This is a genomic window from Aeromicrobium terrae (assembly GCF_008039565.1).
In the GTDB taxonomy this organism is placed as follows: Bacteria; Actinomycetota; Actinomycetes; order Propionibacteriales; family Nocardioidaceae; genus Aeromicrobium; species Aeromicrobium terrae.
In genome coordinates, this window is sequence record NZ_VDUX01000002.1 from 170,119 (window position 1) to 190,897 (window position 20,779).

Here is a 20,779-nt window from a genome sequence, read left to right on the forward strand (position 1 = left end):
GCACCCCCGCCGCGGGCCACCCCCTACCGAAAGAGGAACGACCATGAGCACCATCCACACCGAGACCGCCGGACGGACCTCCGACCGCCTCGACTCGTCGCGCGGCCGTTGGCCCCTGATCGGCGCCGCGGCCGGCATCACCGGGTTCATCGCCACGCTCGTCACCGACGTGCACGTGAACGGTGACGACAAGGCCACCGCCGCCCTCGTCGACGAGATCAGCCGCGGCAAGGCGCACGTCAGCCTCGTCGCCGGCTTCATCACCGTCACGCTCCTCGTCGTGCTGGCCGCCGCCTGGCGCCGTCACGTCGAGCCGCGGGTCGCCGGCAGCACCGCCGCGCGCGTCGTCTCCAACGGCTTCCTGCTCAGCGCGGCCGCGCTCGCCCTGGGCTATGGCTGGAAGGGCTCGCTCGCCGTGTATCTGGACGGCGGCATCAACGACAAGGTCGGCGGCTTCGACCGCGAGGGCCTGTACGTGACATACGTGCTCAACGACTTCGGCAGCTACATCGGCTGGCTCGGCGTCGTGATCGCCCTCGGCGCCATCGCCTTCATGGCGTTCCGCGAGCGCACGGTGTCGCGCTGGATCGGCGTCGTCGCCACCATCCCCGTGCTCGCCGTGACCGCCATGGCCGTCGGGACCGGCCTCCCGGGCTTCCCGGGCGTCGCCGGCCCCCCGGCCCTGGCGATCGTGTTCGCCGGGCTCGCGTTCGGCAAGAGCACCATTACTCGCTGACCCAGTCGAGAGTGCGCTCGACCGCCTTGGCCCACTGGGCCCGGGCGGTCTTGCGCTGCTCGGCGTCGGTCGCGGGCTCCCAGCGGGCGCCCTCGGCCCAGTTCTCGACGAGCTCGTCGGTGCCGGACCAGACGCCGACGGCGAGGCCGGCCGCGTAGGCGGCGCCGAGGGCCGTGGTCTCGGCCACCTGCGGGCGCACCACCGGGACGCCGAGGACGTCGGCCTGGATCTGCATGCAGAGGGAGTTGAGCGTGACGCCGCCGTCGACCTTCAGCTCCGGGAGCGTCAGGCCGGCGTCCGCGACCATCGCCTCGACGACGTCCGCGCTCTGGTGGCAGATCGCCTCGAGGGCGGCGCGGGCGAGGTGCGCCTTGGTGTTGAAGCGGGAGAGCCCGACGATCGCGCCCCGGGCGTCGGAGCGCCAGTACGGGGCGAAGAGCCCGGAGAACGCGGGGACGAACGCGACGCCGCCGGTGTCGTCGACGCTCGCGGCGAGCGTCTCTGACTCGGCGGCGTCGTCGATGATGCCGAGCTGGTCGCGCAGCCACTGGATGGCCGAGCCGGTGACGGCGATCGAGCCCTCGAGCGCATAGGCCGCGGGCTGGTCGCCCAACCGGTACGCGACCGTGGTGATCAGCCCGTTCTGCGAGCGGACGATCTCCGTCCCGGTGTTGAGGACCAGGAAGTTGCCGGTGCCGTAGGTGTTCTTGAGGCCGCCGGCGTCGAAGCAGGCCTGGCCGACGAGGGCGGCGTGCTGGTCGCCGAGGTCACCGGCGACCGGCACCTCCGCGCCGAACGGACCGTCGGCGCGGGTGTTGCCGTACACCTCCGAGCTCGACCGGATCTCCGGGAGCATCTGGCGCGGGACGCCGAACAGCCCGAGCAGCTCGTCGTCCCAGTCGAGCGTCTCCAGGTCCATCAGCATCGTGCGGCTGGCGTTGGTGACGTCGGTGAGGTGCTCGCCCGTGAGGTTCCAGATGACCCAGGTGTCCATCGTGCCGAACAGCGCGTGCCCGGCCTCGGCGTCGGCGCGGACCCCGTCGACGTTGTCGAGGATCCACTTGAGCTTGCCGCCGGCGAAGTAGGCCGCGGGCGGCAGACCGGTGCGTTGCCGGATCAGGTCGCCGTGGCCGTCGCGCTCAAGCTGCTTGACGATGCCGTCGGTGCGGGTGTCCTGCCAGACGATGGCGTTGCCGTAGGGCTCGCCGGTGCGGCGGTCCCACACGACGGTGGTCTCGCGCTGGTTGGTGATGCCGACGGCCGCGAGGTCGGCGGCCGTGATGCCGGCCGCCTCGAGCCCGCCGCGGACGACGTCCTGCGTGCGCGCCCAGACCTCCGCGGCGTCGTGCTCGACCCAGCCGGCCTGCGGCAGGATCTGCTCGTGCTCGAGCTGGTGCCGGCCCACCTCGGCACCCGCGTGGTCGAAGACCATGAAGCGGGTGCTCGTGGTGCCCTGGTCGATCGCGCCGACGTACTCAGACATGGGCCAACCCTAGGGTCTCGCTGAGACGCGGTTTACCCGGTTCAGTGGGTAAACCGACACATCACCGGGCAAATCTGCCCGGTGATGTGTCAGGTTGCCGTGGGAAGTCCGCGACGCCCGTCGGTTTACCCACTGAACCGGGTAAACCGACAACGAGTGACGTCAGTCGTCGGGGTTGAACTCCCCGTGCACCTCAGCGTGCGGAACGCTCGGGATGGTGCCGAGCTTGCCCTTCTGGAAGTCCTCGAACGCCTGCAGGACCTCGGCCTTGGTGTTCATCACGAACGGGCCGGCCCAGGCGATCGGCTCACGGATCGGCAGGCCGCCGAGCACGATGACGTCGAGCGTGGGGTGACGGCCCTCCTGCGTGCTGTCCGCGCCGACGGTGATCGTCTCGCCGTGCCCGAGCACCGCGAGCTGGCCGGTGCGGATGGGACGGCGCTCCTTGCCGACGTACCCGTCGCCGTTCATGACGTAGACGAGGGCGTTGAAGTCGGTGCGCCACGGCAGAGTCATCTCCGCGCCCGGGGACACGGTCGCGTGCACCATCGCCATCGGCGTGTGCGTGCTGCCCGGCCCCTTGATGCCGTCGACCTCACCGGCGATGACGCGGATCAGCGCGCCGGCGTCGTGCGAGGCGCCGAGACCGACGTCGCCGCCGCGGATGTCCTGGTAGTGCGGCGGCAGCCACTTGTCGGCCTTGGGCAGGTTCACCCACAGCTGGAAGCCGTGGAACAGGCCGCCCCTGACGACCAGCCACTCCGGCGGCGCCTCGATGTGCAGCAGCCCCGAGCCGGCCGTCATCCACTGGGTGTCGCCGTCGGTGATGGTGCCGCCACCACCGTGGCTGTCCTGGTGGTCGAAGACGCCGTCGATGATGTACGTGACGGTCTCGAAGCCGCGGTGCGGGTGCCACGGCGTGCCCTTGGGCTCGCCCGGCGCGTAGTCGACCTCACCCATCTGGTCCATGTGGATGAACGGGTCGAGCAGGCTCGGGTCGACGCCGGCGAACGCGCGGCGGACCGGGAAGCCCTCGCCCTCGTAGCCCTGCGGGGCGGTGGTGACGCTGACGACCTGACGGTCCTCGGCATCGGGGCGGGCGGCCACGGTGCGGGGCAGGACGGTCCAGTCGGGTGCGGTGACGGCGGGCATCTCAGTCTCCTTCGATTGACTTCAATCTAGTTCAACATTCAACTAGCGTCAATATTCCCTAGAGTCGTGGCGTGGACCAGCTCGTCTCGACCGTACGCGCTCAGCTGCGCGAGCAGGCCGATTCCGCCCTGGCTCCCGGGCAGCAGACGTACATGAAGTCGGCCATGCCGTTCCTCGGCGTGCGGGTCCCCCAGGTCCGACGGCTCACGCTCGCCGCCGCGCGCTCGCACCCGCCGGCGGACGTCGAGGCGCTCGAGCGGGCCGCCCGCGCGCTGTGGGACGAGGCGCAGTACCGCGAGGAGCGCTACGCCGCGACGGCCCTCACCGGGCTCCCGATGGCGCGCGGCCGCCTCGAGCTGATGGACCTGCACGAGCACATGGCCGTGACCGGCGCCTGGTGGGACCACGTCGACGACATCTCGCACCGGATCGGCGCGACGCTCGCGGCCCATCCCGAGGAGACGGCTCGCATCGTGCGTCGTTGGATCGCGTCCGACGACCTCTGGTTGCGACGGCTCTCGATCATCTGCCAGCTCGACCGCGGCGCGGACACCGATCGCGCCCTGCTGACCGAGGCCGTCGACGCCGCGGCCTCGAGCGACGAGTTCTTCCTGCGCAAGGCGATCGGCTGGGCGCTGCGCCAGCACGCCCGGGTCGACCCGGACTGGGTGCGCGCGTTCGTCGGCGAGCGCGAGGACGCCCTCAGCCCGCTGTCGCAGCGCGAGGCGCTCAAGCACCTCCGGTGAGACCGGCGGCAGCTCGCAGGTCGTCGACGATCGCGGCGATCCCCGCCTCGCGCTCGTCGCGGTCCCGGGTGCGCAAGACCGACGACGGGTGACTGGTGACGACGACCGGCACACCGAGGTCCGGGGCGTCGATCGGCGTCCCGCGCTCGGCGCCGATCCGCACCGGTCGTCCGAGCACGGCGCGGCCCGCCGTGGCCCCGAGACACACGACCACGTCCGGGCGCACGGCGGCGAGCTCGGACTCCAGCCAGGGGCGGCACGCCTCGATGTGCGCCACCGCCGGCTTCTGGTGGATCCGCCGCTTGCCGCGCTGCTCGTGACGGAAGTGCTTCACCGCGTTGGTCAGGTAGACCCTCGTGCGGTCGATGCCGGCCTGCTGCAGCGCGTCGTCGAGGACGCGGCCGGCCGGGCCCACGAACGGCTCGCCCTCACGGTCCTCGACGTCACCGGGCTGCTCGCCGACGAGCATCACGGTGGCCGACCGAGGTCCGGCGGAGAACACGACCTGCGTCGCGTCGACCCACAGCTCGCACCCGCGGCACGACTCCGCGGCCTCGCGCAGCCGTGGGAGCGACCGGGTGTCGGGCACCCACTCCTCCGCTCCCGGCCGGTCAGCCATGCACCTAGTGTCGGACCATGGCAGCGGAGTCGCATGACGTCCTGATCGTCGGTGGTGGCCACAACGCGCTGGTCGCCGCCACCTACCTGGCCCGCGCCGGGCTCGACGTCGTCGTGCTGGAGCGGCTCGACCACGTCGGCGGCGCGGCGGTGAGCACGCCGTCGTTCGGCGGCCACGACGCCCGCCTCTCCCGGTTCTCCTACTTGGTGAGCCTCATGCCGGACGCGCTGATCGAGGAGCTCGGCCTCGACCTCGAGCTCCGGTCGCGGCCCACCGCGTCGTACACGCCGTACGACGGCGGCGGCCTGCTCGTCGAGACCGACGAGGGCGAGGCCACGCGTGCGTCGTTCCGTGCGCTGACCGGCTCCGACGCCGAGCACGACGCCTGGCAGCGCTTCTACGCCGACGTCGCCACACTCGCCGACGCCGTCGCGCCGACCTTGCTGGGCCCGCTCCCCCACATCGGCGACGTCCGGGACAAGGTGGAGATGGCCACGTGGACGGACCTCGTCGACGAGCCGATCGGCCGGGCCATCGAGCGCCGGTTCGCGAACGACCTCGTGCGCGGCGTCGTCGGCACCGACGCCCTGATCGGCACGTTCGCCTCCTTGCACGACCGGTCGCTCGTGCAGAACCGGTGCTTCCTCTACCACCTGGTCGGCAACGGCACCGGCGAGTGGCGCGTGCCCGTCGGCGGCATGGGCGCGGTGACCGGCGAGCTGGAGCGGGTCGCCCGCGCAGCAGGTGCCGAGATCCGCACCGGCTGCGAGGTCACCGCCGTGGACGCCGGTGACGACCGGGTGACCGTGCGCGGCGACGGGTTCGAGGTGACCGCCGGCTGGATGCTCTCGGGTGTCGCGCCGTACGTGCTGGCCGGGCTGGTCGGCGACCGGACGCCGCCGCCGAAGCCGTCGGGCGCCCAGCTCAAGGTGAACGTCCTCGTCTCGCGGCTCCCCCGCTTGCGCTCGGGCGACGATCCGGCCGTCGCGTTCGCCGGCACGTTCCACGTCAACGAGTCGATGTCGCAGGTGGAGGCGCTGCACGCTGCCGCGAGCCGGGGAGAGGCGCCGTTCGCGTCGGGCGAGCTGTACTGCCACACCCTGACCGACCGCTCGATCCTCGGACCTGAGCTCGCGGCGTCGGACGCGCAGACACTCACCTGGTTCGGACTGCACGCGCCGTACGAGAACCTGCCCGACGAGTCCGCCGGCGAGGCCGCGTACCGCCAGTTCGTCGAGGCACTCGACGCCCATCTCGCCGAGCCGCTCGAGCCGCTGATCCTGGCCGTGGAGCACAAGACGCCGGCCCAGGTGGAGGCCGCGCTGAACATGCCCGGCGGCCACATCTTCCATGGCGACCTGCAGTGGCCGTGGCTCGAGGAGGGCGAGAAGCCGCACACCCCGGCGGAGCGCTGGGGCGTCGCGACGAGCCATCCGCGCGTGCTGCTGTGCGGCAGCGGAGCACGGCGCGGCGGCGCCGTCAGCGGCCTCGCGGGCCACCACGCGGCGCACGCCCTCCTCGATTTCATCGAGGCGTGACCCGGCTGCTAAAGTCGACCTTCGCGCACCCCTAGCTCAATTGGCAGAGCAGCTGACTCTTAATCAGCGGGTTCAGGGTTCGAGTCCCTGGGGGTGTACCAGACTTCCTTCGCGCGGCGCCGAACCCCGACATCTCGGGTGGATCAGGCGCCGTTCGCCATTCGGGGCTCCTGCGCCATGGCCGGGGCCGGCATCGGGGCCCGGGCCAGCTCGACGCGGATGTCGACGCCCGCAGGCGGGTCGAACGCGCTCAGCAGACGCGCCATCGTGCGGCGGACGACCAGGTAGGGAAGCGGTGCGTGGGTGGTGGACATGGCGGAGCTCATTTCTCCCGTGCACGTGAGCAGCTGATTGCGCAACCGCCGAACCAGCGTGCGGTGCACACGGACGCGGCGCAAATCGGCGGCTACGCCACGGCGTGCACCCGGATCGGTGCCGACTTCCCCTTCAGCTCGTGCTCACCGCGGTCCACGAGCACCGGCGGCTGCTCGAGCCCGTCGACGGTGTGCTGCGTCAGCAGGATCGTGTCCCCCGTCGCCTTCGTGAGCTGCTCGACCCGGGCCGCGACGTTGACGGTGTCACCGATCAGCGTGAACTCGAGCTTCCCGCCCCCGCCGATCGTCCCGGCGATGACCGTGCCGGTGTTCACGCCGATGCCGATGCGAACGTCCCCGCCGAACCGTTCGTCGACGAGCTCGTGGATGTGGACCGCCGACGCGACGGCCGCGTCAGCGTGGTGATCCAGCGCGATCGGCGCACCGAAGACCGCGAGCGCGCCGTCGCCGAGGTACTTGTTCACGTGCCCGCCGGCCTCCAGCACCGTCGGGACGACGATCTCGAACAGCGCGTTCAGGTGCGAGACCGTCACCTCCGCCGGGTTCGCCTCGGCGAAGGGCGTGAAGTCGCGGATGTCGATGAACATCACGGTCACCTCGCGGCGCTCACCCGCGAACACGTCGTCGCCCTGTTCCAGGAGCCGGGTGGCGAGCGCCGGGTCGACGTATGACCCGAAGGCGGCCCGCAGGCGCTCCCGCTCGGCCAGTCCGGCCTGCATCCGGTTGAACGACGCCGCCAGGGCACCCAGGTCGTCGTCCTGCACCACCGGCAGCCGCTGGGTGTAGTCGCCGGCCGCGACGCGCTCGGTGCCTTCGGCGAGGTCACGGAGCGGTCGCAGAGCGGGCGCGAAGGACGTCCCCACCGTGATCGGCACGGCGAAGCCGATCGTGAGCCCGACCGCGATGACGATCGACAGGATCGCTCCGCGGTCGCCGATGGCGTCGAAAGCCACTGCGAAGGCCGCCCCGGCGAACGAGAAGGCGAACGCGGTGGCGAGCGTGGCCAGGTTGGACCACGTCGCGAACGTCGGCCGCGACCGCGGCAACTTGTCACCGACATCCGAGTCGCCGGCGATCGCGATGCGCGCAGGACGCAGGAGCGCCTCGGCGAACTGGTGGAGCGCGATCGCTTGCACCGCGATGGTGATGGACGCCCCGGCGACCGCGTACTGCGCGAGGTCGGGACCACGCTCACCACCGATCGCCCCGACCGTGCCACCCATGCCCGCCCCACCGAGGCCGTAGACGAGGGTGCTGCGGACCAGGCTGATCCGCCCCCAGGCGTAGGTCGCCGCGAGGGCCGCGACGCGGTCGGTTCGTTCGCCCGCGGCCCAACGCTCGACCGGGCGCCACACCCGACCACCCGGACGCTCGATGAGCGCGAGGGCGATCAGACCGAACGCGAGCCCGAGTGCGACCGCCACCGCGTAGTGACCGGCGTCCGTCATCCCTGTCAGGACGATCGCGACCGTCACCCAGATCGGCAGGATCACCGTGTTGCCGACGGCGAAGACGGCCCACGAGTAGTGGGGCCCGTGCCGGTCCCAGACCCACTGCCAGACGTGCTCCACTCGCGGAGCGTACGTCCGGCCCGAGGTGCCGCGCCGGGGTTTCCCGGTGACCGCCGTCCCCGCCGGTAGGGTCGGAGCGTGAGCGCAACGCCCAGTCGGATCTTCCTGTCCCGGATCGTCGGGCAGGCCGTGTTCGACCCCGCGGGCGACCAGGTGGGCAAGCTCCGCGACGTCGTCGTCGCCGTGCGCACGGCGCGCCAGCGGCCGCGTGTCGTCGGCCTGGTGGTCGAGGTGCTCGGCCGCCGCCGCGTGTTCCTGCCCATCACCCGGGTGACGTCGCTCGACTCGGGGCAGGTCATCACCACCGGCGTGCTCAACGTCCGCCGGTTCGAGAAGCGCCGCCACGAGACGCTCGCCATGCACGAGCTCGTCGACCGCGTCGTCACGCTGCCCGACGACCGGCGCGGCACGGTCTACGACCTCGCCATCGAGCAGGATCCGCGGCACGACTGGTTCGTCAGCCACCTCGCGGTGCAGGAGGGCGGCAAGCGCTTCGGCCGCCGCGGGCCGACGCAGGTCGTCGAGTGGGACGAGGCCAGCGGGCTCGCCGGCGAGGAGCCGAGCCAGGGCGCCACGCACCTGCTCGCGATGATGGACGAGATGCGGCCGGCCGACCTCGCCAACGCCCTGATCGACCTGCCGCCCAAGCGCCGCACCGAGGTCGCGGGCGAGATGGGCGACGAGCGGCTCGCCGACGTGCTGGAGGAGCTGCCCGACGCGATCCAGGTCGAGCTGCTCGGGGTGCTCGACCCGGAGCGGGCCGCCGACGTGCTCGGCGAGATGGACCCCGACGACGCGGCCGACCTGCTGGGTGAGCTGCCGCTCGCCACGTCGGAGCACCTTCTGCAGCTGATGGAGCCCGACGACGCCGAGGACGTCCGCCGCCTGCTCACCTACGAGGACCGCACGGCCGGCGGCATGATGACCACCGAACCGGTCATGCTGCCGCCCGACGCCACCCTGGCCGAGGCGCTGGCCCGCGTGCGCGAGCCCGAGCTCGGCCCGGCGCTCGCATCGATGGTCTACGTCTGCCGCCCGCCCGTCGAGACGCCCACCGGGCGCTTCCTCGGCGTCGTGCACTTCCAGGCGCTCCTGCGCGAGCCGCCGTCGACGCTCGTGGGCCAGCTCGCGGACAACGACATCGACTGGCCGCGGCCTGACGCGAGCCTGGAGCACGTCGCCAGCCTGCTCGCGTCGTACGACATGGTCGCTCTGCCCGTGGTGGACGAGAACCAGCACCTGTTGGGCGTCGTCACCATCGACGACGTGCTCGACCACCTCCTCCCCGAGGGCTGGCGCGAGCGCGACGCCGACGCGACCGCGGCCGAGGAGGTGGCCTCCCATGGCTGACACCGGCCGCCTCGACCAGCCGCGCGCCCGCCGCCGCTCGCTGCGGCCGCGTCAGGACGCCGACCGCCTCGGCCGGTTCTCGGAGTCCTTCGCCCGGTTCATGGGCACGGCGACGTTCCTGGCCTGGATGACGCTGGTCATCGTCGTCTGGATCATCTGGAACTCCTCCTGGGGCCCGGACCGGCCGCGCTGGGACGAGTACCCGTTCATCTTCCTGACGCTGATCCTGTCGCTGCAGGCGTCGTACGCCGCGCCGCTCATCCTGCTCGCGCAGAACCGGCAGGAGTCCCGCGACCGCGTCCAGCAGGAGCAGGACCGCGAGGCCACGGCGCAGTCGCACGCCGACATGCAGTTCCTCGCCCGCGAGGTCGCGAGCCTGCGCCTCGGCATCGGCGAGGTCGCCACCCGCGACTTCATCCGCGGCGAGCTGCGCGGCCTCCTCGAGTCGCTCGAGGACGACGACCGCGACGACGACACCGACGACTGACTACATCGGTACCGCTTCGAACACCTGGATGGAGCGCACGATCGGGTGCGACAGCGCGATCTTCTCGGCGGCGTCGAGGTCGGGGGCGTTGATCAGCGTGTAGCCGGTGACGCCCTCGTCGGACCGCTCGATGTCGGTGGTGCCGTCGGCACTCACCTGGCGGCCGAGCGAGAACGGGTTGCCGGCGTCGATCACCGCGTCGCCGAGCGACGCGAACCACTCGATCCAGGCGGCGGAGCTCTCCTCGGTGGGCACCTGGTCGCGGGTGCCTTGGTACAGCAGCACGAACTTCTTCATGGTCATCAGCCCTTCTCGGCGCCAGCTCGGGCGAGGTGGCGGTCGTAGTTGGCCAGCGACGCGTCGTCGCTGCCCCAGTAGGTGTGGAACTGCGCGAGCCAGTCCTGCAGGCCGCGCATGGCGTTGCGTTCGAGCGTCAGGTAGGTGGTCCGCCCGCGCTTGCGACGCGTGACGAGCCCGGCGTCCTCGAGCACGGCGACATGCTTGTGGATCGCCGGCAGCGACAGGTCCCGCATGTCGGCCAGCTGGCTGATCGCCATCGGCTGGAGGCCGAGGACGTAGACCATCTCGCGCCGGTGCTTGTTGGCCAGGGCGGCCAGCACGTCGTCGAGGTCCTGGGGAATCATCGCGCTCCAATAGTTAACTTCTGAGTTAACTGTAGGGAGTCCGCCAGCGCCGGTCAAGGGCCAGACGCCGGCCCGTACGATGGAGGACATGGCTTCCGTCACCGAAGAGCAGGTCCGCGAGGCGCTCAGCGCCGTCAACGACCCGGAGATCAAGCGTCCGATCACCGAGCTCGGCATGGTCGACGCCGTCACGATCAACCCTTCGACAGGGTCCGGGAGCGCGGAAAGCGTCACCGTGCGCCTGCTGCTCACCGTCGCCGGCTGCCCGCTCAAGGACACGCTGAACCGCGACATCACCGCCGCCGTCAAGGGCATCGCCCCGGAGGCCGACGTCGTGGTGGACATGGGCGTCATGACCGACGAGCAGCGCAAGTCCATGCGCGACCAGCTGCGCGGCAGCCACAGCGACCGCGAGATCCCGTTCGCCAAGCCCGGCTCCCTCACCAAGGTCTACGCGATCGCGTCCGGCAAGGGCGGCGTCGGCAAGTCCTCGGTCACCGTCAACCTCGCGCTCGCCATGGCGCAGCGCGGCCTGAAGGTCGGTGTCATCGACGCGGACATCTACGGCCACTCGATCCCCGACATGCTCGGCGTCGGCGACCGCCGCCCGACCCAGGTCGAGGACATGATCATGCCCGTCCCGGTGCCCAACGCCACGGGCACCGACATCCAAGTCATGAGCGTCGGCATGCTGAAGCCGCGCAAGGACCAGGTCGTCGCATGGCGCGGCCCGATGCTCGACCGCGCGCTCGTCCAGATGCTCAGCGACGTCTTCTGGGGCGACCTCGACGCCCTCCTCCTCGACCTCCCGCCCGGCACCGGCGACATGGCCATCAGCCTGGGCCAGCACCTGCCGAACGCCGAGGTCCTCGTGGTCACCACGCCGCAGCAGGCCGCCGCGTCGGTGGCCGAGCGCGCCGGCACGATGGCGTCGATGATGCACCAGCGCGTCGTCGGCATCGTGGAGAACATGTCGTACCTCGTCACCCCCACCGGTGACCGCATGGAGATCTTCGGGTCCGGCGGCGCCGCCACCGTCGCGAAGACCTTGAGCCACCGCTTCGGCTACGACGTCCCGGTGCTCGGCCAGGTGCCGCTCGACGAGAAGCTGCGCGTCGGTGGCGACACCGGCGAGCCGATCGTGGTCAGCGACCCCGACACCGAGGCGGCCAAGGTGCTGCAGGGTGTGGCCGACCAGCTCAGCGGTCGCTCGCGCGGCCTGGCCGGGATGCAGCTCGGGCTCTCCCCCGCCGGACGCTAGAGTCCCAGCATGTTCGGGATGGGCTGGCCCGAGATCGCCCTCATCGGCGTCGTGGCCATCATCGTCTTCGGACCCGACAAGCTGCCCGACCTCGCCAAGCAGGCGGGCCGCTTCGTGCGCACCGTGCGGCGGATGGCGGAGAACGCCAAGAACGACCTCGGCCGCGAGATGGGTCAAGACCTGTCGAACCTCAACCTCCGCGACCTCGACCCCCGCGAGGTCGTCCGCCGAAACATCCTCGACGCCCCGGCGTCGAAGCCGCGGACGCCGACGTCCTCGAACGACCGGCCCCTGAACCCCGGCGAGCAGCCGCCGTTCGACGCCGAGGCGACCTAGAAGATCAGGCCGCCGACATCCAGGTGGTCATCCGGTTCAGGCCGTTGCCCACCTTCTGCACCAGGTCCGGCTCGTCCTCGGGCCGAGGCAGATCGGCGATGGCGCCGGTCAGCGCCGAGTCGTCGAGGTCCGTGACGATCGTGTACGTGATGCCGTCGGCGTCCCAGGTGACGACGCGCGGGTGGCCGTCGCGCACCCAGACCCGGTGGTCGGCGTAGCGCCGCTGCTCGAAGCCGCGCAGCGCGTCCTTCGACAGCACGCCGGTCTGCTCGAACAGGTTCAGCAGCTGCCCGTCGCCTGCGTAGACCAGGGCGACGGTGCTGCCGCGGCTCTGCCAGCGGCCGGCGACCCGCTCGAGCCCGGCGCCCAGCTGCGCGTGGCAGGGCCAGCCGTACTCGTCGAGCTCGTCCAGGGCATCGGTGGTCAGCGAGCCGGTGGGCCGGCCGACCTCGACGTATTCGGCCGTGTAGCGGTCGAACGGTGGCGTGACCTCGTCGGCCACGGCGTCCTCGGGCGCTCCGATGATGTACGCGACCGCCACGACCGCCATCGACGCGCCGAGCACGACCAGGCTGGCGCCGAGGAAGGACGAGCTGAGGAGACGGTTCAGCCATGAGGGGCTGCTCGGCGGAGCCTGGGGCAGGGTGCTCAGCGACTCCAGCAGGCCGGGCGGCGGCTCCGGAGCGAAGACCTCACGCATGCGTGCCTTGAGCTGCTGCTGCTGGTGGACCGCCAGACGGCAGTCGACGCACCCCTCGAGGTGTGACGCAGCAGCATCCATGGCCTCGGGCGACAGCTGCCCGTCCACGAATGCTGCGACATCGTTCCCGAGGTGCGCCAAGTCAGGCTCCGATCGGTCCGAGGACGCGGGTGCGGCCACGACCGGGCGCGCGGTGGGCCAGGGCGTCGCGCAGCTGGGTCCGGCCGCGGTGGATGCGCGAGCGGACCGTGCCGAGCTTGATGCCGAGCACGTGGGCGATCTCCTCGTAGCTGAGCCCCTCGATGTCGCAGAGCACGACCGCGACGCGGAACTCCTCGGGCAGCGACGCCAGCGCCGCCTCGATGTCCGGGTCGAACGCGGCGTCGTGGACGACGGCCTCCGGCAGCACCTCCTCGCTCAGGAGGCGATCCTCGGCGCCCTCGGCGAACGCATCCATCCGGATGCGCGAGGTGCGGCGCACGCGGTCGAGGAAGAGGTTGGTGGTGATCCGGTGGATCCAGCCGTTGAAGTTGCCGGGCTCGTACGAGTCGAGCGAGCGGAAGACGCGGATGAACACGTCCTGAGTGAGGTCCTCGGCGTCCTGACGGTTGCCGGTGAGCCGGTACGCGAGCCGGTACACCCGGGCGGAGTGCTCCGCCACGATGTCGTCCCAGGTGGGTGTCCGGGTTTCCACGTCGTCTGCTTCCATGCCTCGATCGTCGATCTTCTGCCTGAGAGAACGCCCAGAGCAGGCTGACCGTTCCCCATTTTCCACCGGAGTGGGATCCCGCGCTCGGCGCGCGTGTCTCGCTAGGCTGAGCCCGAGTACTGACGAAGGAGCCGACCATCGCCACCGAAGCCAGCCTCGAGTACGTCGAGAGCTACCTGAGCGAGGACGACCACCTCGCGGCCGCGCGGCGACGCGCCGAGGAGGTCTCGGTGTCCCCGATCGGCCCCGCCGGCGGTGCGGCCCTCCAGTTCCTGGCGTCCGTCCTGGGCGCCAAGGCCGTGGCCGAGGTCGGCACCGGCACCGGCGTCTCCGGTCTCTGGCTGCTGCGCGGCATGGCGTCCGACGGCGTCCTCACGTCCGTCGACCTCGAGGCCGAGAACCAGCGTCACGCGCGGGAGGTCTTCACCGAGGCCGGCATCGCTCCACAGCGCTTCCGCCTGATCGCCGGGTCCGCGCTCGATGTCATGCCCCGGCTCACCGACGCGGCCTACGACCTGGTGTTCCTCGACGGCGACAAGGTCGAGTACGGCGAGTACCTCCAGCAGGCGCTGCGGCTCGTGCGGCCCGGCGGCGTCATCGCGTTCGACAACGCGCTGTGGCACGACCGGGTGGCCGACCCGACGCAGCGCGACCCGCAGACCGCCGCCATCCGCGAGCTGCTCCAGCAGGTGGCCAACGACGAGCGACTGCGCCCGGTGCTGCTGCCCGTCGGCGACGGTCTCCTCGCCGCCCAGCTGATCGGTTGACGTCCTTTCGACAAGCTCAAGGACCGTGGGTGAAGCGAGCCTCGGTGGTTGAGCCTGTCGAAGCCACCTAGCGCTCGAACGTCGCGGACGCGCGGAAGCTCTCCGGACCCTCCACGACGGCGACGATCTCGCACGCCTCGATGGTCACCGGCGCGCTGCCGATGATCCGGCTCCCGGGCGACTCGGCGGCTCCGGCCTCGAACCGGGTCTGGAACGCCTCGCGGGCCTCGGCGGTGGCGAAGGCGTAGCTGCCCTCGAACCACTCACCGGGGCGAGCGCGCCAGGACTTGAACCGCAGGCCGTCGAGGCCAGCGAAGTTCGCGAACGAGACGTCCTCGACGTAGGCGCGCAGCTCGTCGAGGACGTCAGGTGCGGCGCCGGCGAGCGACCACCGCACCGTGAGACCGTGCATCAGCGGGTCAGACAGCCTTGAGGGCGTCGCCCAGCGTCGCGGCCTCCTCGTTGTTCAGCTCCACCACGAGACGGCCTCCGCCCTCGAGCGGGACGCGCATGACGATGCAGCGTCCTTCTTTGGTGACCTCCATCGGTCCGTCGCCGGTCCGAGGCTTCATGGCCGCCATGGATTCCCCTCTCGTCTGGGCGTCCCACCGGGCAGCGGGACATACAGACCATTATCGCCCATGGTGCCTAGGCCGTGCGCGTCGCCTCGGACTCCCAGGCGACCAGCTCGGCGCGGGCCCGCTTCTCGGCGGCCTCGCTCGCGGCGAGGGCCTGACGGAGCTGTTGGAGCTCGGCCTCGAGCGCTGCGGCGCGCTCCTGCTCGTCGGCGAGCGACTGCCCGAGCTCGTCACGACGACGCTCGGCGGCTGCGATGGCGGCCTCGAGGCGCTCGACGCGGGCCTGCCGCGCTGCCACCTTGGCGGCCATGTCCTCGGCGAACGCGATCTGCTCCTGCGAGCGGGCCTTCACCCGGTCGCGGTACGCGGACGCCTGGAGGGCGCGGTCGCCGGCCCACTGCCGGCGGACGGCGCGGACCTGCGACCGGGTGACCAGGGTGGCCACGACGCCGGCCACGACGGCGTAGACGCCGGTGGCCACGAGGACGGTGGTGGTGCCGACCACGACGCCGGCCGCGACCGCTGCCGCAGCGCTGACCAGGAGGACGGCGGCGACGACGGAACGGGGGGATCGGGAGGCACGCGACGACATGCCGCCAGCGTACGTCAGCGAGTGGGTCGAAACGCGCAACCCGCGAGGTGGTCGTCGACCATTCCGGTGGCCTGCATCAGGGCGTACGCGGTGGTGGGTCCGACGAACCGGAACCCGCGTCGCTTGAGCTCCTTGGCCATGGCCGCGGATTCCACCGTCTGGGCCGGGACGTCGGCGAACGTGACCGGGGCGGGGCGCGCCGGCGGCGCGAACGACCACAGCAGGTCGCTGAACGACTCGTCCATCGCCAGGATCGCGCGGGCGTTGTTGATCGTGGCCTCGATCTTGAGCCGGTTGCGGACGATGCCGGCGTCCGCCAGCAGGCGATCGACGTCGGCGTCGCCGTACTCCGCCACGGCGGTGGGGTCGAACCCGTCGAAGGCCGCGCGGAAGCCCTCGCGCTTGCGCAGGATGACCGCCCACGACAGGCCGGACTGGAACGCCTCCAGGCTCAGCCGCTCGAACAGCGCGACGTCACCGCGCAGCTCGTGCCCCCACTCGGTGTCGTGGTACTCCTGCATCGCCGGGTCGGCGCCCCAGGGGCAGCGAACGACGTCCATGGGCCTCATCCTCTCCGCCCGGCCGCGGTTTACCAGGTTCAGTAGGCAAATCCGCACTCCTCAGGGCAGATCTGCCGTGAGGGGTGCGAGGTTCCCTTGGTAGGTGATGTGAGGTGGTGACGTCGGACCGTCACAGCCCGACGCCGTGACGTAGAACGTACCGAGGCAAACCGACACATCACCGGGCAGATTCGCCTTGAGATGTGGAACCTTCCCTACAGAACCTGGTAAACCGTCATCCCGGCGCGACGGCGTCGAAGAACTCGACGGCCTCGTCGACGTCGTCGGTGAGCTTGAGCATGTCGAGGTCCGGGGCATTGATCTTGGACGACTGGAGCATCGTGTCGCGCAGCCAGTCGATCAGGCCGCCCCAGTACGCGGTGTCGAACAGCACGATCGGGAACGACGTGACCTTCTGCGTCTGGGCCAGGGTGAGCGCCTCGAACAGCTCGTCCATCGTGCCGAAGCCACCGGGCATCACGACGTAGCCCTGGGCGTACTTCACGAACATCGTCTTGCGCACGAAGAAGTAGCGGAAGTTGATGCCGAGGTCGACCCAGTCGTTCAGGCCTTGCTCGTGCGGCAGCTCGATGCCGAGACCGACGGACACGCCGCCGCACTCGCTCGCGCCGCGGTTGGCGGCCTCCATGACGCCGGGGCCGCCGCCGGTGATGATGCCGTAGCCCCGCTGGCAGAGCTTCTCCGCGATGAGCCGCGTCTTCTCGTACGTGGGGTCGTCGGGCTTGATCCGGGCCGAGCCGAAGATGCTGACGGCCGGGCCGAGCTCCGCGAGCGCGCCGAAGCCCTCGACGAACTCCGCCTGGATGCGCAACACGCGCCACGGGTCGGTGTGCACCCACTCGCCGGGGCCGCGGGAGTCCAGCAGCCGCTGGTCCGTGGTGCTCGTCTCGAGGTGACCGCGGCGCAGCCGGACCGGTCCCTTGTGACTCTCGCGCTCGATCATCTCGTCAGCCATCTGGTCAGTGCCTCCTCGACCGCCGTCAGGTGTGCCACCGGCACGTGCTCGTCCGCCTTGTGGGCGTACAGCGGGTCGCCCGGTCCGTAGTTCACCGCCGGCACCCCGAGCTGGCTGAACTGGGCGACGTCGGTCCAGCCGAACTTGGGCGCCACGTCGACGCCGATCGCCTCGATGAAGGCCGCGGCGGCCGGACGGTCCAGTCCGGGGAGCGCGCCGGGCGCGCTGTCGGTGACGACGAGCTCGTACCCGTCGAACAGGTCGCGGACGTGCGCGAGGGCCTCGGACTCGCTGCGATCGGGCGCGAACCGGTAGTTCACCGAGACACGCGCCTCGTCGGGGATCACGTTGCCGGCGACGCCCCCGCTGATGCCCACCGCGTTCATGCCCTCGCGGTAGAGCATCCCGTCGATGGTGACCTGGCGCGGCTCGTAGCTCGTCAGGCGCGCCAGGACGTCCGACGCCGCGTGGATCGCGTTGACGCCGTTCCAGGACCGCGCGGAGTGGGCACGCTCTCCGCGGGTGACGACGTCCACCCGCATCGTGCCCTGGCAACCGGCCTCGACCTGGGCGTTGGACGGCTCCATGAGGATCGCGAAGTCGGCGGCCAGCAGGTCGGGGCGCTCCCGGGCGAGGCGGCCGAGACCGTTGAACTCGGCCGCGATCTCCTCAGCCTCGTAGAAGACGTAGGTGACGTCGCGGGTGGGCTCCGGAACGGTGGCGGCCGTCCGCAAGGCGACGGCCACACCGCCCTTCATGTCGCAGGAGCCGAGGCCCCAGAGGACGTCCCCGTCGAGGCGCGACGGCAGGTTCGCGTTGGCCGGGACCGTGTCGAGGTGACCGGCGATCACCACGCGCTCGTCGCGGCCCAGCGAGGTGCGGGCGACGATCGAGTGCTGGTCGCGGACGACCTCGAGGTGCGCCAGCGGGGTCAGCGCGGCCTCGACGGCGTCGGCGATCTCCTGCTCCTGCTGACTCTCGGAGGCGATGTCGACCAGGTCCGCGGTGAGGGTGACGACGTCGCGGGAGAGGTCGAGGCTTGCCATGGCCCCACTCTCCCACGCGAGGCACAGTGGGTAGTGATGAGCAACGAACAACGGGGGCGGCTCGTCCTGCTCGTGATGTGCGTCGGGTACTTCCTCGTCCTCCTCGACGTGACGGCGGTCAACGTCGCCCTGCCTCGCATCGACGCGGACCTGGGCGCCGGGGTGGACGGGCTGCAGTGGGTGGTCGACGCGTATGCCGTGGCGCTGGCAGCACTGTTGCTGGTCGGCGGGGCGGTCGGCGACGTCCGGGGTCACCGGCGGATCGTGCTCCTCGGGCTGGGGATCTTCGCGGCTGCTTCCCTCGCCTGCGGACTGGCGCCGACCATCGGCGTGCTCCTGGCGAGCCGCGCGGTGCAGGGTGTGGGAGCCGCGCTGCTCCTGCCCGGGACGCTCGCGATCGTCGTCGACAGCGCACCCGACCGGCGGGCGCGGGCCCGAGCCATCGGCGTGTGGGCCGCCGTGGGCAGCTGCGCGCTCCCGGCCGGGCCGATCGTGGGCGGCGCGCTCGTCGACGCGGTCGGCTGGCGCTCGGTGTTCCTGATCAATGTTCCGATCGCGGTGGTCGCGGGAGCGGTGGCCATCCGCATCGTCGCCGACGACCGGCCGGCGACCCGGCGTCGCGTGGACTGGGCCGGAGCGACCCTGGCAGCGCTCACCCTGGCCTCGCTCGTCTTCGCGATCATCGAGCTCGGGCGGACCGGGCCAGGACCTACGGCTGACGCATCGATCGTGGCGGCCCTCGCACTCGGCAGCGCCTTCGTGCTCGCCGAGAAGCGGCAGGCCGATCCGATGCTGCCGCTCTCGCTGTTCCGGCGCCTCGAGTTCACCAGCGCGACACTGATCGCCGGGGCCATGAACCTGGGCACGCTCGGCCTGCTGTTCGTCGTCACGCTCTACCTCCAGTCGGTGCACGGCGACTCCCCGCTCCGCGCCGGCGTCGCGCTGCTCCCGCTGTTCCTGCCGCTCACGGTGATCGCGCCGATCTCCGGCCGATGGACCGCTCAGCAAGGCCCGCGCGTGCCCATGGCCGCGGGCCTGCTGCTCGCCGGAGCCGGCGTGGCGCTGATGACACGGCTGGAGCCGGACTCGTCGTACGCCGTCCTGCTGCCGGCGACCCTCGGTTGGGGCATCGGCATCGGCCTGCTGACGCCCGCGGTGGTGGCCGCCGCTGTCGGCGCCGCCGATCCCGCGAGGTCGGGCCTCGCCTCCGGCGTCAACAACACCTCGCGGCAGGCCGCCGGAGCCGTCGGCGTGGCGGCCTACGGCGCGGCGGCCGGACGACCGGCCCACACGGTGGCGTTCGTCGCCGGCCTGCACCAGCTCGCGGTTGCCACCGCGATCCTGTTCGGGATCGCCGCCCTCGTCGCCATCGCCACCACCACCCCAGGAGGAGACCCATGACCGACACGATCACCCTGCTCGACGACGCCTTCGACCGGGTCGCCGAGCTCGTGCGCCGTACCTGCGCGGATCTCGACGAGGAGAGCGCGACGTTCCGCGTCGACCCGGAGGCGAACACGCCGACCTGGCTGTTGTGGCACCTCAGCCGCGTCCAGGACGACCACGTGGCCGAGCTCGCGGGCGTCGACCAGGTCTGGGAGCAGTGGCGGGACCGGTTCGGCCTGCCGTTCGACGACCATGCCACCGGCTACGGGCAGAGCAGCGACGACGTCGCGGCCGTGCGCGTGGCGCCGGACCTGCTCGCCGGCTACCACGCCGACGTCGACGCGATGACGCGCTCGTACCTGCAGCGTCTGGACAGCGAGGAGCTGGCCCGCGTCGTCGACGAGCGCTGGGACCCGCCGGTCACGGCGTCAGCGCGGCTGGTCAGCGTGCTCGGCGACTGCCTGCAGCACGTCGGCCAAGCGGCCTACGTGGTCGGAGTCGCGCAGCGCTCCTAGACGTCCGCGGGCGCGAAGACGCAGAACTCGTTGCCCTCGGGGTCGGCCATGACGGTCCAGCGGATCTCGTCGTCCGGCTCGCGCAGCACGGTGGCACCGGCGGCGACCAGGTCGTCGACGGTGCCGTCGGCGAGCGTGACGTCCCAGTGCACGCGGTTCTTGACCGTCTTGGGCTCGGGCACCGGGACGAAGTCGAACGACTCCACCGGCGCCCCGGGGATGTTGTCGATCCAGTACCAGTCGTTCTCCGGCTTGGAGCCGAGGTCGCCGCCCCAGACGCTTTGCCACCACAGGGCGATGGCCTTCGGGTGGGCGGCGTCGACGACGACGTCCTTGAGCCGGAGCTCGCCCGGGTTGTCGACGACGAAGACACAGAACTCGTTGCCCTCCGGGTCGGCGAACACCGTCCAGGGGAACTCGCCGGGCTCGCTGAGCCGCGGCAGCTGCTCGAACGGCTCGAGCGACGAGGCCACGACGTCGAGGTGCACCCGGTTCTTCACGGGGTGCGGCTCCGGCACGACGCACGGCCAGATGGTGTGCTGCGGGTACGGGCCGACGAGGGCGATGCCGTCGGGATCGTCGGCCCCGAGGTCCTTCACCGAGAGCCCCAGCGTGGGCGCCCAGAAGTCACGGGCGACCGCGATGTCGTTGACGTCGATGCAGAGGTCCTTGTACGTCACCAGAGGCATGGG

General features: G+C 71.4%; 26 protein-coding genes and 1 tRNA gene. 11 read left to right on the plus strand and 16 right to left on the minus strand.

Annotated elements, in window-relative coordinates; all coding sequences use genetic code 11:
• The first annotated feature begins 43 nt into the window (after window positions 1-43).
• Window positions 44-736, plus strand: coding sequence for a DUF4386 family protein (locus tag FHP06_RS04325; RefSeq protein ID WP_147684156.1), 693 nt, complete (start codon window positions 44-46; stop codon window positions 734-736).
• Here FHP06_RS04325 and glpK read toward each other — a convergent pair.
• Window positions 726-2,219: a glycerol kinase GlpK gene (gene glpK, locus FHP06_RS04330; protein WP_147684158.1), complete on the minus strand. Its 1,494-nt coding sequence runs from the start codon at window positions 2,217-2,219 to the stop codon at window positions 726-728. The genes FHP06_RS04325 and glpK overlap by 11 nt on opposite strands.
• A gap of 162 nt (window positions 2,220-2,381) precedes the next feature.
• Entirely contained in the window at window positions 2,382-3,371 is a 990-nt protein-coding gene (locus tag FHP06_RS04335) for a pirin family protein (RefSeq protein ID WP_147684160.1), read from the minus strand.
• Window positions 3,372-3,442: 71 nt separating this feature from the next.
• Here FHP06_RS04335 and FHP06_RS04340 point away from each other — a divergent pair, with 71 nt between their 5' ends.
• A complete protein-coding gene (locus FHP06_RS04340) occupies window positions 3,443-4,117 on the plus strand; it encodes a DNA alkylation repair protein (RefSeq protein WP_147684162.1) in 675 nt (224 codons plus the stop codon).
• On the opposite strand, the gene FHP06_RS04345 is transcribed toward FHP06_RS04340, so the two are convergent.
• A complete protein-coding gene (locus FHP06_RS04345; protein WP_147684163.1) occupies window positions 4,101-4,736 on the minus strand; it encodes a UdgX family uracil-DNA binding protein in 636 nt (211 codons plus the stop codon). The two genes, FHP06_RS04340 and FHP06_RS04345, sit on opposite strands and share 17 nt — an antisense overlap.
• Before the next feature lie 17 nt (window positions 4,737-4,753).
• On the opposite strand from FHP06_RS04345, the gene FHP06_RS04350 reads away from it, so the two are divergent.
• Both FHP06_RS04350 and FHP06_RS04355 read left to right on the plus strand, forming a co-directional pair.
• Window positions 4,754-6,274: a phytoene desaturase family protein gene (locus tag FHP06_RS04350; RefSeq protein WP_147684165.1), complete on the plus strand. Its 1,521-nt coding sequence runs from the start codon at window positions 4,754-4,756 to the stop codon at window positions 6,272-6,274.
• Between the two features lie 25 nt (window positions 6,275-6,299).
• Window positions 6,300-6,375: transfer RNA gene (locus FHP06_RS04355), tRNA-Lys, on the plus strand.
• A 42-nt stretch (window positions 6,376-6,417) separates the two neighbouring features.
• Here the strand turns inward: FHP06_RS04355 and FHP06_RS15890 are convergent.
• Window positions 6,418-6,588: a hypothetical protein gene (locus tag FHP06_RS15890; RefSeq protein WP_187271775.1), complete on the minus strand. Its 171-nt coding sequence runs from the start codon at window positions 6,586-6,588 to the stop codon at window positions 6,418-6,420.
• Between the two features lie 92 nt (window positions 6,589-6,680).
• Complete coding sequence (locus FHP06_RS04360) at window positions 6,681-8,180, minus strand: adenylate/guanylate cyclase domain-containing protein (RefSeq protein ID WP_147684166.1); 1,500 nt, start codon at window positions 8,178-8,180, stop codon at window positions 6,681-6,683.
• 78 nt (window positions 8,181-8,258) lie between these two features.
• Here FHP06_RS04360 and FHP06_RS04365 point away from each other — a divergent pair, with 78 nt between their 5' ends.
• Both FHP06_RS04365 and FHP06_RS04370 read left to right on the plus strand, forming a co-directional pair.
• A complete protein-coding gene (locus FHP06_RS04365) occupies window positions 8,259-9,530 on the plus strand; it encodes a magnesium transporter MgtE N-terminal domain-containing protein (RefSeq protein WP_147684168.1) in 1,272 nt (423 codons plus the stop codon).
• Complete coding sequence (locus FHP06_RS04370) at window positions 9,523-10,017, plus strand: DUF1003 domain-containing protein (protein ID WP_147684170.1); 495 nt, start codon at window positions 9,523-9,525, stop codon at window positions 10,015-10,017. The genes FHP06_RS04365 and FHP06_RS04370 overlap by 8 nt, the downstream gene beginning before the upstream one ends.
• Here the strand turns inward: FHP06_RS04370 and FHP06_RS04375 are convergent, their stop codons facing one another.
• Both FHP06_RS04375 and FHP06_RS04380 read right to left on the minus strand, forming a co-directional pair.
• Window positions 10,018-10,320: a YciI family protein gene (locus FHP06_RS04375; protein ID WP_147684172.1), complete on the minus strand. Its 303-nt coding sequence runs from the start codon at window positions 10,318-10,320 to the stop codon at window positions 10,018-10,020. It abuts the gene before it with no gap.
• Entirely contained in the window at window positions 10,320-10,661 is a 342-nt protein-coding gene (locus FHP06_RS04380; RefSeq protein WP_187271776.1) for an ArsR/SmtB family transcription factor, read from the minus strand. Before FHP06_RS04380 ends, FHP06_RS04375 begins: the two co-directional genes overlap by 1 nt.
• An 88-nt stretch (window positions 10,662-10,749) precedes the next feature.
• Here FHP06_RS04380 and FHP06_RS04385 point away from each other — a divergent pair, with 88 nt between their 5' ends.
• A complete protein-coding gene (locus FHP06_RS04385) occupies window positions 10,750-11,922 on the plus strand; it encodes an Mrp/NBP35 family ATP-binding protein (protein ID WP_147684176.1) in 1,173 nt (390 codons plus the stop codon).
• A 9-nt stretch (window positions 11,923-11,931) separates the two neighbouring features.
• On the plus strand, window positions 11,932-12,258 hold the full coding sequence (locus FHP06_RS04390; RefSeq protein ID WP_147684178.1) for a sec-independent translocase: 327 nt from the start codon (window positions 11,932-11,934) through the stop codon (window positions 12,256-12,258).
• Between the two features lie 4 nt (window positions 12,259-12,262).
• Here FHP06_RS04390 and FHP06_RS04395 read toward each other — a convergent pair whose 3' ends face one another.
• On the minus strand, window positions 12,263-13,066 hold the full coding sequence (locus FHP06_RS04395) for an anti-sigma factor family protein (protein ID WP_187271777.1): 804 nt from the start codon (window positions 13,064-13,066) through the stop codon (window positions 12,263-12,265).
• 34 nt (window positions 13,067-13,100) lie between these two features.
• Entirely contained in the window at window positions 13,101-13,667 is a 567-nt protein-coding gene (gene sigE, locus FHP06_RS04400; RefSeq protein WP_147684182.1) for an RNA polymerase sigma factor SigE, read from the minus strand.
• Between the two features lie 230 nt (window positions 13,668-13,897).
• Between sigE and FHP06_RS04405 the strand changes: the two genes are divergently transcribed.
• Entirely contained in the window at window positions 13,898-14,434 is a 537-nt protein-coding gene (locus FHP06_RS04405) for an O-methyltransferase (RefSeq protein ID WP_456236635.1), read from the plus strand.
• 67 nt (window positions 14,435-14,501) lie between these two features.
• Here FHP06_RS04405 and FHP06_RS04410 read toward each other — a convergent pair whose 3' ends face one another.
• The 6 genes from FHP06_RS04410 to dapE all read right to left on the minus strand — a co-directional run bounded on the left by FHP06_RS04410 (window position 14,502) and on the right by dapE (window position 18,186).
• Window positions 14,502-14,846 (minus strand): hypothetical protein, encoded by a 345-nt coding sequence (locus FHP06_RS04410; RefSeq protein WP_147684185.1) that lies wholly within the window; start codon window positions 14,844-14,846, stop codon window positions 14,502-14,504.
• A 7-nt stretch (window positions 14,847-14,853) separates the two neighbouring features.
• On the minus strand, window positions 14,854-15,015 hold the full coding sequence (locus FHP06_RS04415; RefSeq protein ID WP_019145023.1) for a DUF3117 domain-containing protein: 162 nt from the start codon (window positions 15,013-15,015) through the stop codon (window positions 14,854-14,856).
• Between the two features lie 67 nt (window positions 15,016-15,082).
• Window positions 15,083-15,604 (minus strand): hypothetical protein, encoded by a 522-nt coding sequence (locus FHP06_RS04420; protein ID WP_147684187.1) that lies wholly within the window; start codon window positions 15,602-15,604, stop codon window positions 15,083-15,085.
• Window positions 15,605-15,618: 14 nt separating this feature from the next.
• Window positions 15,619-16,164 (minus strand): DNA-3-methyladenine glycosylase I, encoded by a 546-nt coding sequence (locus FHP06_RS04425; protein WP_330999600.1) that lies wholly within the window; start codon window positions 16,162-16,164, stop codon window positions 15,619-15,621.
• A 235-nt stretch (window positions 16,165-16,399) separates the two neighbouring features.
• Complete coding sequence (locus FHP06_RS04430; RefSeq protein WP_147684191.1) at window positions 16,400-17,140, minus strand: LOG family protein; 741 nt, start codon at window positions 17,138-17,140, stop codon at window positions 16,400-16,402.
• Complete coding sequence (gene dapE, locus FHP06_RS04435) at window positions 17,125-18,186, minus strand: succinyl-diaminopimelate desuccinylase (RefSeq protein ID WP_147684193.1); 1,062 nt, start codon at window positions 18,184-18,186, stop codon at window positions 17,125-17,127. Before dapE ends, FHP06_RS04430 begins: the two co-directional genes overlap by 16 nt.
• 36 nt (window positions 18,187-18,222) lie before the next feature.
• Between dapE and FHP06_RS04440 the strand changes: the two genes are divergently transcribed.
• Window positions 18,223-19,587, plus strand: coding sequence for a DHA2 family efflux MFS transporter permease subunit (locus FHP06_RS04440; protein WP_222706358.1), 1,365 nt, complete (start codon window positions 18,223-18,225; stop codon window positions 19,585-19,587).
• The gene (locus tag FHP06_RS04445; RefSeq protein ID WP_147684194.1) at window positions 19,584-20,087 is read left to right on the plus strand and encodes a mycothiol transferase; all 504 of its coding nucleotides are present in this window, start codon (window positions 19,584-19,586) and stop codon (window positions 20,085-20,087) included. Before FHP06_RS04440 ends, FHP06_RS04445 begins: the two co-directional genes overlap by 4 nt.
• Here the strand turns inward: FHP06_RS04445 and FHP06_RS04450 are convergent.
• Window positions 20,084-20,776, minus strand: a complete 693-nt coding sequence (locus FHP06_RS04450) for a VOC family protein (protein ID WP_147684196.1) — start codon at window positions 20,774-20,776, stop codon at window positions 20,084-20,086. The genes FHP06_RS04445 and FHP06_RS04450 overlap by 4 nt on opposite strands.
• Between the last annotated feature and the right edge of the window lie 3 nt (window positions 20,777-20,779).